The following is a 13,093-nucleotide window of genomic DNA, read 5'->3' as shown; positions in this document are numbered from 1 at the left end:
ATCCTGAGCCACAGCAATGGAAAAGCTATAAGGACCGTTCGACAAATATCAGCACACCCCCTGTTAAAGAAGCATAGTTTCAGGAGAGAATATTATGAAAAAATTTACGGCAATATTCCTGGCAATACTCACAGCATGTGGAGGCAGCGGTTACCCTAGAGCCGAAGATGCACAGGATGCGGGCCGGGAATTTATACGGGCCACACTTGACGGAGAACACGATAAGGCAAAATTTTACCTGCTGCATGATACCACCAACCTCCTGCTGCTGAAACAGCAGGAATCTAATTACAACCAGTTGAGTGGTAAGGAAAAAAATGAGTTCAGGCAATCATCCATCAGGCCGATTGAAATTAAACCCGTAAATGATTCAGTAACACTCTATAAGTACTACAATACATATCATAGTAAAGACACTACAACGCTTCGGATAGTGCGGGTCAACTCGGATTGGGTAGTTGACCTGAAGTCTATCATAAAAATGTGACGGTGACCGTTGGTTTTTTGATTTACTTTGCACCCACAAAATAAACAAATCACTTATATGATGACTGTCTCTCATCCCTGGCATGGGGTACCGTATGGTGAAAATGCACCGGAAAATGTGAATGCAATCATTGAAATCCCACAAGGTTCCCGTTGTAAATATGAAATTGATAAAGCCAGCGGATTGCTGAAGCTCGACCGGGTAATCTACTCATCTTTCTATTATCCCTGTAACTACGGATTCATTCCCCAAACCTATGGCTATGATAAAGATCCGTTGGATATAATGGTTCTTACATCATTACCTGTGCAGGCGCTTTGCCTGATGGACGCAAAGGTAATTGGAGTTATGGGTATGATAGATGGTGGTGACGCTGACGATAAAATTATAGCCGTTGCGGCAAATGATCCCAGTGTGAATCACTACAATGATATTGAGGAATTGCCTAAACATTTCTTTGATGAACTTCGTCACTTTTTTGAAGAGTATAAAAAACTGGAGAATAAAACCGTAGTGGTTGAAGAGTTCCAGGGCAAATCAACGGCGTTAAAAATTATTAATGATGCGATTGCTTATTATAAAGAAAGCTTTTTGAAGTGATGAGTTTATGAGTTATGGGTTTTAGTGGTGAGTGGTAAGTGGTGAGTTAGTGTGGGAGTTATTGAGAGTAATAAGTGATTAACCGGTTTTGTAGAAATTTCGCTTTCGGAAGCTGATTATATATTTTTCAGGCACTTGGATGACAAATATTGTTTACTGTTAGAAATATTATTAAATTTATAACATAAGCGGGGCAATGATTTATGTGCATCATTGCCCCGCTTATTTATTTACCCGGCTTATTATTTGTCCCGCTCATTTATTTGCACCGCTTTATGGAATTCATTTATAGCGATAAAAGATAAATTCATCACTACTTAATTCACAACTACACTCACCACTCACCACTCACCACTTCTTTTTATTATTTGGATGGAGTTTCGGGCCTGAGTTGATGAGTTAGAAATATCTTTTTATTATCCGCAGCTGATGGGTACGTTCACCGGTATCCCTGTTTATTATACCCATGTTATCGATCGGGTCTATTCGTACTTTAACGGAAGAATGTAAAATTTCGCTTTCATTCAAAAGTATTCCGACATGGGTGATACGTCCCTCGGGGTTGTCAAAAAAAGCAAGATCGCCGCAGCGGGCTTCCTGCAGAAAACCAACGATTTCACCCTGTGTTGCCTGTTGCGATGCATCCCTTAAAATGGGCTTATTAAAAAACTTATATACAGTCTGGCAAAATCCACTGCAATCCACCCCAAATATGCTTTTACCTCCCCAGAGATAACTTGTATTTACAAAAGGAAATCCAACTTCACGTATCATCTCTTCCTCAAAAACAAGTGAAGCGGGATTTATCAGCGTTCCTCCAAACATTATTAAATGCCCGCCCCAGCTGGCTTCTCCATCGGCTAAGCCGGGTATTTGCGATCCAAAAGGAACTCGCATAGGTACACCGTTTACATTTACTTCGCTCTCCCAGTCACCGGTAAGCATAGTCGAACCATTGATGGGCTCTTCCAACACCAGCACATGGCCTTCCTGGCACCATCCCTCATATTGATCGTAGTTGCATCTGATCTTTATCCAGTGATCTTTTTCTTGTTCCAGGATTATACATTGCTCACCAAAAACCTGTTGACTTACCATCTCAGCACGATGAGATGGTTCTGCGCGCATGGGACTAACAGGTACACAACAAATGCCAGATCTCATAATTGATTTTTAAATATGATGTCGTTTTAACTGGTTTAATAAATGTCCCGGAAAATTATGAAATCTTTCCCGCAATGCATCTTAGAGATGACGGACGATCCGTTCCTATTTGAACAAAAAATGACTATTTTCAACCGGTGAGCAAAGACCCGAATGTACATATCAGCGACCAGGAACTTCTCGACAGTTTTTACCGGGATCGCGACAATTACTGGCTTGGTATATTGTTCCAACGATATACTTTGCTGCTTTTGGGTATTGGAATGAAGTATCTCAAAAATGAAGAAGAAGCAAAAGACAGTGTTCAACAGATATTTTTAAAAGCAATAACGGAATTACACAAATACAAGGTCGAATACTTCAAATCCTGGCTCTATATGGTTGCCAAAAATCACTGCCTGATGAAACTGCGTGACCGGCAGCATATGGTTACCACAGAAATTAAAGAGCAAATGGCTGTTGCACCGGCCGAAGATCACTCCCTCTCGCTCCATCTTGAAAAAAACCGTCAGCTTGAGCTCATGAACGAGAGTCTGAAAGAGTTGAGCAGGGAACAACAAGTCTGCTTAACTTTGTTCTACCTGGAAAAGAAGTCATACCAACAGATAACCGAATTAACAACATTCAGCCTTTTGCAGGTGAAAAGTTATATTCAGAATGGGAAAAGAAATCTTAAATTATTACTTGAAAAAAAACTGGGTCAGTGAAGATTCTGAACAATGAGCAACGATCTTTTAAACATATTATCAAACAGTAATAAAGACATCGATAACCAGAAGCTCATGGATTATCTCAGCGGCAAATTGTCTGAACCTGAGAAACATGAAGTGGAGACCTGGATGAATGAAAACGACTTCGCCAATGAAGCCGTAGAAGGTTTACAGAAGTTTGACGGTAAAAAAAACCTTCAGTTATATGTTGATCAGCTCAATAAGGAGCTTAATCAATATATAGAAAAGAAAAAAACACGTCGGGAACGTAAAAAACTTAAAGAAAATCCCTGGATGTACCTGACGATTTTCCTCATTCTACTTTTTGTTGTGGTGGGTTATCTGATCATCCATCAGCTTATGAAATAAGCTGATTCTATAATAACAATACTGTCAGTGGACCTCAATATCACTTTTGTTATCTCCTTTTTTTATTCCCGCTCCTGACCTTTTATATACACTTAACTGATCTGATTGATTTAGTATGGGTACCGGCTTAATATTTCTGTTTATTTTCTTTCTTTTTCCATTCTTCAAATACCTCCATTGAGCTCATCCTTTCGAGATTTTCCATAGGTATTTTTCTCAACTCAATTGCGCTTTGCAGCTGATCATAAATAAAATGATCATCAAAACCGGCATCTGCAGCATCATGGCGGGTACACGCGTAATACACATTATCTGGTCTTGCCCAGTAAATGGCTCCAAGGCACATAGGACATGGCTCACATGAAGTGTAAAGATCACAGCCTGTCAACTGGTAAGTGTTCAGGGCTGTACAAGCCTTTCGTATAGCCACTACTTCAGCATGAGCTGTCGGATCATTTGTAGAAGTTACCGAATTCATACCCCTTGCAACAACCATATCATCTTTAACGATAACACAACCAAAAGGGCCTCCGACCCCTGAGTTCATGCCTTGCCTGGCAAGATCAATGGCCATGTCCATAAATTTTTTACGAGGGTGATCCATGTACATTAATTTACATCAAATTTACGTATCGTAGCTTCTGATATATTCACCCCAAATTAATTGCATGAAAAAAGTTTCGCTCCTGGTTTTGTTTGTTGCCGCAGGCTTTTATGTTTTCGCTCAAAAAATCAGTTATATCGTCTCCTTCCCCAATATCAACCATCATGAGGCGAACATAAGCCTTACTGTATCGGGCCTCGTGCAGAAAAATGCTATATTTCGCATGAGCCGATCCTCACCAGGCCGCTATGCCACTCATGAATTCGGGAAAAATGTTTATGACGTTAAAGCATTCGACAAAACCGGCAAACAAATTACCCTCAACAAAATCGATGGAGATGTATACGAAGTTCCGCGTCATGATGGATTTGTAAGGGTTGAATATACGCTGTTCGCGAATCACCCGGATGGCACTTATGCTGGCATCGACCCGGCTAGTATTCACTTAAATTCGCCGGCCACTTTTTTGTGGGTTAAGGGCGCTGATAAATCTCCTATAGATATAAAGTTTAACCTGCCTCCGGGCAAATCGTGGACAATTGCCACGCAATTAAAGCCGGGTACTGATTCTACCCTGTTCAGTGCCCGTGATTATCAATACCTCATGGATTCTCCGGTGAGTATCGGTGAATTACACTGGAAGGAATGGACACAGATAAACCCTGATAAAAAATCATATAAGTTCCGGCTGGCGCTTGAAGCAAACACCAATGACAGTTCTGTCGAAAAATTTGTACGGAATCTTTCGAAGATAACGAAGCAGGCCCAGGCTGTATACGGAGAATTGCCACCTTTTGATTACGGCACTTATACTTTCTTAAGCGGTGTCAATCTATATGTTAAGGGCGATGGTATGGAACATCGGAACTCAACAGTTATAAATATACCTGCACAATTCACAGGCAATTCGGTACCATCCGTATTTGCTCATGAATTTTTTCATGCCTGGAATGTTGAAAGAATACGCCCGAAAACACTTGAGCCTTTCAACTTTGAAAAAAGTAATATGAGTAATGAACTTTGGTTCGCTGAAGGTTTCACTCAATATTATGGCGAGCTATTGTTACAGCGCTGTGGTTTTCGCGGTATTGAAGAATATACGGGTACGCTCACTTCTCTCGTCAACACAAAAGAAAATACAAGTGGAGCGAAACGCTTTTCACCGGTTGAAATGAGCCGTCATGCCGTATTTGTTGATGCAGGTGTATCTATTGACAAAAATAATTATGCTAACATGTACACCTCCTATTATCCATATGGGGCTTCAATAGCCCTTGCACTTGATCTTGAACTATATTCAAGATATAAGCTAAGCCTGGATAACTATATGCAGGGAGTCTGGAAACGCTTTGGTTTGAAGGAACAGCCTTATACTGTTTCGGGACTCGAGTCTGTGCTGGCGGAGGTTACAAAGGATAAGGCTTTTGCAGCTGATTTCTTTAGCAAGTATGTGAATGGCCATGAATCGTTCAATTATGCACCGTTGTTTGAAAAAGCCGGGTTAAAACTTAGCCAGCCGGGCAAAGGGATTGCCTGGTTAGGAAACCTTGCATTGAAACAGGATCTATCGCTGAATGGGCCAACGATAGCAGGAACTCCATTGTATGAAGCAGGACTTGATGCAGACGACAAAATCATTCAGCTCGACGGAAAAAAGATCGAATCACAAAGTGATTTAAAGACCATTATTGAAGCCCACAAACCGGGCGACAAGGTTAGCATTCAATATCTGCATCGTGAAAAATTAACAACTACAGAAATTGTCTTCTGCCAGAACCCATCTTATACTGTAAGAACTTTTGAAAAAGAAAATATGGAGATAACCCCGGATATTATTGAATTCAGAAAACGTTTGTTGGGTGAAAAGCCTTAGAACGAGTTATGAGTTATGAGTTATGAGTTATGAGTTATGAGTTATGAGTGATGAGTGAGTTATGAATGCAAGAGTGATGAATTAGTCTGAAATATGAACCACTTTAAGAGAGATATGAATTATGAGTTATGAATTATGAAACCAGTTAAGAAACTAAGAGTTATGAATTCATAATTCAACATTTCATAACTGGTTTCATAATTCATAACTCATAATTCATATCTATCTTTACTGGTATTGTATGTATACCGGTTGTGGTTTTAATTTAAGGATCTCGGCAGGAGTCATCACATGACTGTTTGCTTCTCTCAGATCATTTTTGTAGAATAATTTAAACCCGGTAAACTGCACTGGTTCTTTGTGAATAAACTGGCGATAAGTGTTTATTTTCCGGGCCTGGTGTCCCCATCCATCCATGTCCATTACTATCTGTACTTCGGGACGCTTCTTAATCTGCTGATAGTTGGTCACCATTTTTTGGGTGAACCTGTGTACTACCAGGATTTTTGGAGGCAGGTTGTTTTCCTTAACCAGTTTAGCCAGGTAATCGGTAGTATAGTTGATATCGGCGGCATCAAAGCTCCCAACCGCCTTACCCGGAGCCTGGCCACCTTTCATTGAAAATTCGGGATCAATGCCAAAATGTACATTAGGCATCTTAAGGTATTTCTCAAACTCTGGCAATTCTTCCTGGAGCGTGCTCAAGCCCACCTGGATGTCTAGGAAAACAAGTGCATTGATTTTTTCTGCCATAGCCAGCACTTTGTCGATCTCTTTGAATGGCATACGCAATCTGTACTTATTTCCTTTCCCCGGGCTTCCCTGGGCAGTTATGGCTATATAATGCAGGGCAGGTACAACTTCCAGGGTCGAATCGGCCTCCTGCCATTTCCTTACTTCTCCCTGGAGTTTTTCAACCATTTCTTTTTCAGGTAATTCCCCCAATATTCCCATGCGTGTCGAGTACAGGTTGCCGTAATAGGCTATTATCCGCTTGAAAGGCAGGATTGCACCCGGCAAAGGGTAATCGCTCTTTACCGGCCATTTGCCCGATGAATCTTTATTGGTGATATGGTTTGTTAATTGATCGTATAAAACAGTATCCAGGAAGGATCGCACAGAAACAACCGGCTCTGTTGAATCACTTTCCGGTAAAGTGTCCCCTTTTGTACCTGCCGGTGAACTAGCCACGACGTCTGCATTTGTCGAAAAACATGAAGATGCGGTCGTGATTGCAACCAATAAGACCATTGATCTCAATAATTTCACGGGGCTAATTCTTTTATTCTGTTTAGAAAATGTCACACAATCCATAATGTACATGAAGTAATTTTTGAAAAAACGGGATCAGCCGATATTTATTTCAAAATGACTGATATTTATTCGTCGCAAGATAGCATTGTAATTTATCCGCTTCATTTATCCTCTTCGATATTTATCCTCTTCGATATTTATCCTCTTCCTTCGATATTTATCCTCTTCGATCCTCTTCCTTCGATATTTATCCTCTTCTATCCTCTTCCTTCGATATTTATCCTCTTCGATAATTATCCCCTTCGCAATAAATGATAATCAACTGCAAATAATGATTGGTTTTCAAATAATGAGCGGTTTCTAACGATTGGTTTTCGGTGCGTATAATGCGTCCTTTGAAAAACATAAAACCAATTAAAAGGCACAGTAAACCTGAAACCTTCGATATACCGTACGGTTAGACAATTATGGTACCAAAGTATCATTTGGCTTGAAAGCCATGGTTTCTGGGTAGAATACGGGCGTTGCATCATTCACATGCACATTATTCATCGATAAATTTGTCACGTGAAATTAACGCACGAATAAATAATTCCTGGATGCAAATTCGAGATTCATCATTCATGAATACATATTGTATCGGATCTCCCTCACTATTTATTTGCTAAGTTATCTATAAAATTAAGTCTACGCATTTGGTAGACTATTGGATAATCACTAGTATTGCATCTGACATCACTATTTTCTGATTTTGTATTGATGGAAATATGAAACAACTTTTACCAGCCCTTTTGTTGGCGACTACCATTATAACATCATTTGACAGTCCTGTTTCAAACCAGCAAAAGACGGTGACGGGCAAGATAATCGGGGCAGCAAATGAGGGGATCACCGATGCCTATGTTTATGTAGTAGCCGGAGAAGAAGAAACCCTTTCGGTTAAAGATGGCAATTTTTCGCTGAAAACCTGGCAACCCCTGCCACTGGTTCTTGTAATTGAACACAATGATTTTGAAAAACAACGAATTGTAATCCGGGCTGCAGGTAAGCCTGTAACTATAAAATTGTCGGAGCGGAAAAACTGAAGACTTTTTCTTATAATACCAAACCAACGGCCGGTGTTTCTACATCGGCCTTTTTTTGCCAGGTAGCTGATACCACGAAAACGGGTAGTTGATACCATGAAAACGAGTAGTTGATATCATGAAAACAGGTTATTGTTACAATGAAAAAAGGCTGTCACTATAGACAACCTTTCATCATTGCAACTCAATATCTGTATTTTTCAAAATCTGAGTCTCTGCGCCCTCAAATCGTTAATCCGGGGGAATTATGCCCGCTGTTTTGTTGCAGGCTTTTTGTTTGAAATTTTCAATGCAGCATCAATTCCTTTACTCAGATTTTCAAGTGTTGGTTTGCCGGCAAATGGCTCCCCGTTGATAAAGAAAGTAGGAACATCCCTCACCCCCATGTCAAGACCCTCTAACAGGTCGTTCCGAACGTGCCAGCCATAGGTAGAGTTCATAAGTTCTTCAAGGAACTTTTTATTCGTTACACCGGCTTCTTTGGAATGCACTTTCAGGCTTGTTATCCCTAAGTTACGACGCTGGGCAAAAATGATATTATGCATTTCCCAGAATTTCCCTTCCTGTGAAGCGGCAACAGCAGCTTCCGCGGCTTTCATGGAGCGTTGGTAAACCTGTGTTAACGGGAAATGCCTGAAATTAAAATTCATCTTGTCTTCATACTTATCCATCAGTTGTTTTACAACTTCGTTAGCCTTTGCGCAGGCTTCGCTTTCATAATCTCCGAATTCGACCAGTGAAACCGGCGCATCAGGGTTTCCCGTGATTATGTTCTTTGGAGGAATAACCTCAACTATAACCTTTGCTTTTGGTGGCATATTTCTTCTGTTTTGTCTTTAAATTTGACTTATTGTGTTTTTTCGATTTCTGCTTTTTCATTTCTGAATACAACAACTCCATCAAAAACATCGATCAGTACGTGTTGGGATCTATCGATTTCTCCAGCCAGTATTTTCTTGCTCAGCTGGTTGACGATTTGTTTTTGAATCAGCCTTTTTAGTGGACGGGCGCCAAATTGGGGATCGAAACCATTTTCTGCGAGATAATCAATAGCGTATTCACTAAACTCTATTTGTATTCCATTTTTCGCTACCAGCTCTTTAAGCTGATGTAGCTGAATGGAAATTATTCCCCTGATATCCCTTTTCAGCAGAGGCTGGAACATGATCACCTCATCAATCCGGTTCAGAAACTCCGGCCGGATCGTCTGCCTTAACAGTTCAAGAACTTCCCGACGTGTATTATCTACAACATCTTCAATGTTCATTTCGTTCACATCTTCAAAATTACTTTGGATAATATGGCTGCCCATATTACTGGTCATAATGATGATGGTATTCTTAAAATTCACTACTCTACCCTTACCATCGGTCAGCCTTCCATCGTCCAATACCTGCAATAATACATTAAAAACATCAGGATGCGCCTTTTCGATTTCGTCCAAAAGGACCACTGAATACGGCTTTCTCCGCACTGCTTCGGTCAGTTGACCGCCCTCATCGTAACCAACATATCCCGGAGGAGCACCGACCAGCCTGCTGATCGAATGTTTTTCCTGGTATTCACTCATATCTATCCGGGTTAGCATACCCTCATCATCGAACAGGTAGTCTGCCAGCGCGCGGGCTAATTCAGTTTTACCTACTCCCGTGGTTCCCAGGAAGATAAACGATCCAATCGGCCTTTTTGGATCCTGTAAACCGGCGCGGCTGCGTCGGATTGCATCAGCTACAGCAACGATTGCTTCCTCCTGGCCAACTACTCTTTTATGCAATTCATCCTCTAATTGCAATAATTTCTCCCGCTCACCCTTGAGCATTTTTGCTACGGGTATTCCTGTGGCTTTTGCTACAGACTGGGCAATATCTTCTGCGTCGACCTCTTCTTTTAACAATCTTTTTTCAGATAATTGACCAAGTTGGGCGGTAAGTACCTCCATTTTTGCCTCTGTCTCCTTCACTTTTCCGTACCTGATCTCAGCAACACGACCATAATCGCCATTTCTTTCCGCTTGCTCCGCCTCCTGTTTCAGCTGTTCGATAGTCGCTTTCGAGCTTTGAATCTTGTCAACAAGTTCCTTTTCCTGCAGCCACTTCGCCTTCAGCGTATCACGTTGAACGCTAAGATTACTGATTTCAATCCCAAGTTCTTTGAGCTTGGCTTCATCATTTTCTCTTTTTATCGCTTCACGCTCAATTTCCAGCTGACGGATATTCCTTTCGAGTTTATCGAGCTCCTCCGGCATTGAGTTCATCTCAAGTCTCAGTTTCGCAGCGCTTTCATCTATCAGGTCTATGGCCTTATCCGGCAGAAAACGATCGGTCATATATCGGTGTGACAATTCCACAGCCGCAATGATCGCGTCATCTTTGATACGGACATGATGATAAGTTTCATACCTTTCTTTCAGACCCCGCAAAATAGAAACGGCATCTTCAATAGAAGGTTCGTCTATCATTACACGCTGAAATCTTCTTTCAAGGGCCTTATCTTTTTCAAAAAATCTCTGGTATTCGTTAAGTGTTGTTGCCCCGATGGCCCTGAGTTCACCACGCGCCAGTGCAGGTTTCAGGATATTTGCTGCATCCATTGCACCTTCCCCACCACCGGCTCCAACAAGCGTATGAATCTCATCAATGAAAAGAATAGTTTCGCCATCGCTGGCCGCAACTTCTTTAATTACACCTTTTAATCTTTCTTCAAACTCACCCTTGTATTTGGCTCCCGCAATCAGAAGTCCCATATCAAGCGCATAGATCGTTTTTGATTTTAGATTCTCCGGTACGTCACCGTTAACAATCCGGTGGGCCAGGCCTTCCGCAATGGCAGTTTTACCAACACCAGGCTCGCCCACAAGTATGGGGTTATTTTTACTACGGCGCGACAGTATATGAAGTGTTCTCCTGATTTCTTCATCCCTGCCAATCACCGGATCCAGTTTACCCGCCCTTGCCATTTCATTGAGGTTCTTCGCAAACTTATTAAGGTTATTATGTTGCGTCTCCTGGGTCTGCGATGAAATAGTAGAACCTTTCCGAAGGTCTTTGATAGCTGCAATCAGCCCTTTCTCGGAAACACCGGCGTCTTTCATCAATTTCCCGGTGTTATCATTGTTTAGTAATATTGCGAGTAACAAGTGCTCAACGCTTACAAATTCGTCTCCGAACTGCTTGAGTAAGGTACCCGCCTTCAGGAAAACATTATTCGCCTCCCGGCTCAACGACTGAGCCGGAGTTCCGGTATCCGATTTTGGCAACCTGGCAATGCTTTCGTCAATTTTGCTTTCGAGGAAAGCAGGATTCACATTGTTTTTCTTCAACAGAAATTCAATCGGCGAGTCCTCGTTGGTGAGCAATGCCTTTAAAATATGTTCTGATTCGATATTAGGATTCCCATTATTGTACGCAACCTGCTGAGACTGCGCAATAATTTCCTGTGCCTTTATTGTGAAATTATTTGGATTCATAAGCTTCAATTATTGCTTTTTACGACTATTTTTAAGTGCAAATGCTACTCCAAACCCAACTGCCGGTAAGTATGTCACAAAAATTGAATCACACCTGCCTGATATGCAGATTCTTAGTAATATTTATGCTATTCTGGCTGCCTGCAACCAGCCAATATAATTTTGATGATCTGACTGCCCGTCTACAACGGTCGCAAAAACAGCTGGGTAACAACGCGATAACCCTGGTTTTCAAAGACGATTCTCTGATTTACAAAAAAGAGATGGGTGAAGAATTCACTGCAAAAACCTCAGCACCCATAGCCACTTCAGGGCAGTGGCTGGCAGCGGCAACCATTATGACATTTGTTGACCAGGGTAAACTTGAGCTGGATGATCCCGTTTCTAAATATCTTCCCATTTTTACTAAATATGCAAAAGGCTATCTCACCATTCGCCACTGCCTATCCAATACAACCGGCATTGAATCTGAAAAAGGAAAATTGGGTAAGATAATTGGAGGTAGAAAAAAATTCAGTACGCTGGAGGATGAAGTTAATGCAATCGCCGCCAAAGAAATTTCCAACAATCCCGAGAAAGAATTTCACTATGGCAACCTGGGAATAAATATAGCTGCCCGCGTAGTAGAAGTAATTGGCAAAAAAAGTTTTGACCGTCTCGCACAAGAAAGAATAACAAGACCATTGAAGATGCGGGCAACAAGTTTTACCGACGAAAACGGAGGTGCTATCAACCCTGCCCTCGGCGCAAGATCTTCCGCCAACGATTATCTCAACTTTCTCATAATGATCATGAATAACGGAAAGTTCGATGGCAAACAAGTTATCAGTGAGAATTCATTACAGGAAATGCAAAAGCAGCAATTTGTTGGACTACCAGTTGCCTTTAAACCTGTCGAAGCAACCGGGTTCGATTTCGGTTTAGGAAACTGGATTGAAGCAAAAGATTCTGAAGAAAAAACTACTGTTATTGGATTTCCTGGTTCTACCGGAACCTGGGCTGTGGTTGATAAATGTCGCAAATATGCTGCGATCATCTTTGTGAAAAATGCAGCTGATGATATTCCTCAGAAAGTATATCTCGATCTTAAAGCTGCGATTGATGAGCAGGTGAAGTCTTCTTGTAATTAATTCGCTGCTTTATTTTATTCGCTGTTGATTTTGCATGTTCAGGGCGTTCACTCGGTTCTTCCCTTCGCCGGATGGGCCTTTCGGTTGGTTTGATTTGCCACTGTGATTCCTGGTTATTACCATTGTTCATGCCGGTGGCTGCTGTTGTCTCCGATCGGCTTTTTGTTCCCTGATCGGCTTTTTTAGGTATGCTTGTAGTGCTGGTTGCTGTTGGGCCCTGATCGGCTTCGGTAACTCCGGGCAGGAATCGAAGGTGGCAATCAAACCAACCTCAGGCCCATCCTGCACGTTCTAATCTCGTTCACTTAAGGGGATATGCGACTTGTACAACAAAATTCAACATTCACTTAT

The 13,093-nt window shown here is 41.5% G+C and carries 12 protein-coding genes; 7 read left to right on the top strand and 5 right to left on the bottom strand.

Annotated features, from left to right (window positions below):
• The first annotated feature begins 94 nt into the window (after positions 1-94).
• Both VK664_RS22500 and VK664_RS22495 read left to right on the top strand, forming a co-directional pair.
• Positions 95-487: a hypothetical protein gene (locus tag VK664_RS22500; protein ID WP_461400960.1), complete on the top strand. Its 393-nt coding sequence runs from the start codon at positions 95-97 to the stop codon at positions 485-487.
• A 57-nt stretch (positions 488-544) separates the two neighbouring features.
• Positions 545-1,087, top strand: coding sequence for an inorganic diphosphatase (locus VK664_RS22495; protein ID WP_461400959.1), 543 nt, complete (start codon positions 545-547; stop codon positions 1,085-1,087).
• A gap of 399 nt (positions 1,088-1,486) precedes the next feature.
• On the opposite strand, the gene VK664_RS22490 is transcribed toward VK664_RS22495, so the two are convergent.
• Positions 1,487-2,251, bottom strand: coding sequence for a C40 family peptidase (locus VK664_RS22490; RefSeq protein ID WP_461400958.1), 765 nt, complete (start codon positions 2,249-2,251; stop codon positions 1,487-1,489).
• Between the two features lie 137 nt (positions 2,252-2,388).
• On the opposite strand from VK664_RS22490, the gene VK664_RS22485 reads away from it, so the two are divergent.
• The gene (locus VK664_RS22485) at positions 2,389-2,958 is read left to right on the top strand and encodes an RNA polymerase sigma factor (protein WP_461400957.1); all 570 of its coding nucleotides are present in this window, start codon (positions 2,389-2,391) and stop codon (positions 2,956-2,958) included.
• A gap of 12 nt (positions 2,959-2,970) precedes the next feature.
• Positions 2,971-3,330: a hypothetical protein gene (locus tag VK664_RS22480; RefSeq protein ID WP_461400956.1), complete on the top strand. Its 360-nt coding sequence runs from the start codon at positions 2,971-2,973 to the stop codon at positions 3,328-3,330.
• Between the two features lie 127 nt (positions 3,331-3,457).
• On the opposite strand, the gene VK664_RS22475 is transcribed toward VK664_RS22480, so the two are convergent.
• A complete protein-coding gene (locus VK664_RS22475; RefSeq protein ID WP_461400955.1) occupies positions 3,458-3,934 on the bottom strand; it encodes a nucleoside deaminase in 477 nt (158 codons plus the stop codon).
• A gap of 64 nt (positions 3,935-3,998) precedes the next feature.
• Between VK664_RS22475 and VK664_RS22470 the strand changes: the two genes are divergently transcribed.
• On the top strand, positions 3,999-5,807 hold the full coding sequence (locus VK664_RS22470) for a M61 family metallopeptidase (RefSeq protein WP_461400954.1): 1,809 nt from the start codon (positions 3,999-4,001) through the stop codon (positions 5,805-5,807).
• Between the two features lie 228 nt (positions 5,808-6,035).
• Here VK664_RS22470 and VK664_RS22465 read toward each other — a convergent pair whose 3' ends face one another.
• Positions 6,036-7,076, bottom strand: a complete 1,041-nt coding sequence (locus tag VK664_RS22465; RefSeq protein ID WP_461400953.1) for a hypothetical protein — start codon at positions 7,074-7,076, stop codon at positions 6,036-6,038.
• Between the two features lie 752 nt (positions 7,077-7,828).
• Between VK664_RS22465 and VK664_RS22460 the strand changes: the two genes are divergently transcribed.
• Positions 7,829-8,146 (top strand): hypothetical protein, encoded by a 318-nt coding sequence (locus tag VK664_RS22460; protein WP_461400952.1) that lies wholly within the window; start codon positions 7,829-7,831, stop codon positions 8,144-8,146.
• 245 nt (positions 8,147-8,391) lie between these two features.
• On the opposite strand, the gene VK664_RS22455 is transcribed toward VK664_RS22460, so the two are convergent.
• Together VK664_RS22455 and clpB are read right to left on the bottom strand one after the other, a co-directional pair.
• Positions 8,392-8,964 carry a DsbA family protein gene (locus tag VK664_RS22455; protein ID WP_461400951.1) on the bottom strand — a complete coding sequence of 191 codons (573 nt, stop codon included), beginning with the start codon at positions 8,962-8,964 and terminating at the stop codon, positions 8,392-8,394.
• 29 nt (positions 8,965-8,993) lie between these two features.
• Positions 8,994-11,612: an ATP-dependent chaperone ClpB gene (gene clpB / locus VK664_RS22450; protein ID WP_461400950.1), complete on the bottom strand. Its 2,619-nt coding sequence runs from the start codon at positions 11,610-11,612 to the stop codon at positions 8,994-8,996.
• Between the two features lie 125 nt (positions 11,613-11,737).
• Between clpB and VK664_RS22445 the strand changes: the two genes are divergently transcribed.
• Positions 11,738-12,742: a serine hydrolase domain-containing protein gene (locus VK664_RS22445; protein ID WP_461400949.1), complete on the top strand. Its 1,005-nt coding sequence runs from the start codon at positions 11,738-11,740 to the stop codon at positions 12,740-12,742.
• Positions 12,743-13,093 lie beyond the last annotated feature (351 nt).

Origin of the sequence: Flavitalea sp. (assembly GCF_035489435.1) — a bacterium.
In the GTDB taxonomy this organism is placed as follows: Bacteria; Bacteroidota; Bacteroidia; order Chitinophagales; family Chitinophagaceae; genus DATHKG01.
Note: the sequence above shows the minus strand (reverse complement) of the source record. Positions and strands in the feature narration are given on the sequence as shown.

Excerpts from the sequence above, each read along its gene's own strand:
- VK664_RS22500 (WP_461400960.1), top strand. The coding sequence starts at position 95 with ATGAAAAAATTTACGGCAATATTCCTGGCAATACTCACAGCATGTGGA.
- VK664_RS22495 (WP_461400959.1), top strand. The coding sequence starts at position 545 with ATGATGACTGTCTCTCATCCCTGGCATGGGGTACCGTATGGTGAAAAT.
- VK664_RS22490 (WP_461400958.1), bottom strand. The coding sequence starts at position 2,251 with ATGAGATCTGGCATTTGTTGTGTACCTGTTAGTCCCATGCGCGCAGAA.
- VK664_RS22480 (WP_461400956.1), top strand. The coding sequence starts at position 2,971 with ATGAGCAACGATCTTTTAAACATATTATCAAACAGTAATAAAGACATC.
- VK664_RS22475 (WP_461400955.1), bottom strand. The coding sequence starts at position 3,934 with ATGGATCACCCTCGTAAAAAATTTATGGACATGGCCATTGATCTTGCC.
- VK664_RS22470 (WP_461400954.1), top strand. The coding sequence starts at position 3,999 with ATGAAAAAAGTTTCGCTCCTGGTTTTGTTTGTTGCCGCAGGCTTTTAT.
- VK664_RS22460 (WP_461400952.1), top strand. The coding sequence starts at position 7,829 with ATGAAACAACTTTTACCAGCCCTTTTGTTGGCGACTACCATTATAACA.
- VK664_RS22455 (WP_461400951.1), bottom strand. The coding sequence starts at position 8,964 with ATGCCACCAAAAGCAAAGGTTATAGTTGAGGTTATTCCTCCAAAGAAC.
- clpB (WP_461400950.1), bottom strand. The coding sequence starts at position 11,612 with ATGAATCCAAATAATTTCACAATAAAGGCACAGGAAATTATTGCGCAG.
- VK664_RS22445 (WP_461400949.1), top strand. The coding sequence starts at position 11,738 with ATGCTATTCTGGCTGCCTGCAACCAGCCAATATAATTTTGATGATCTG.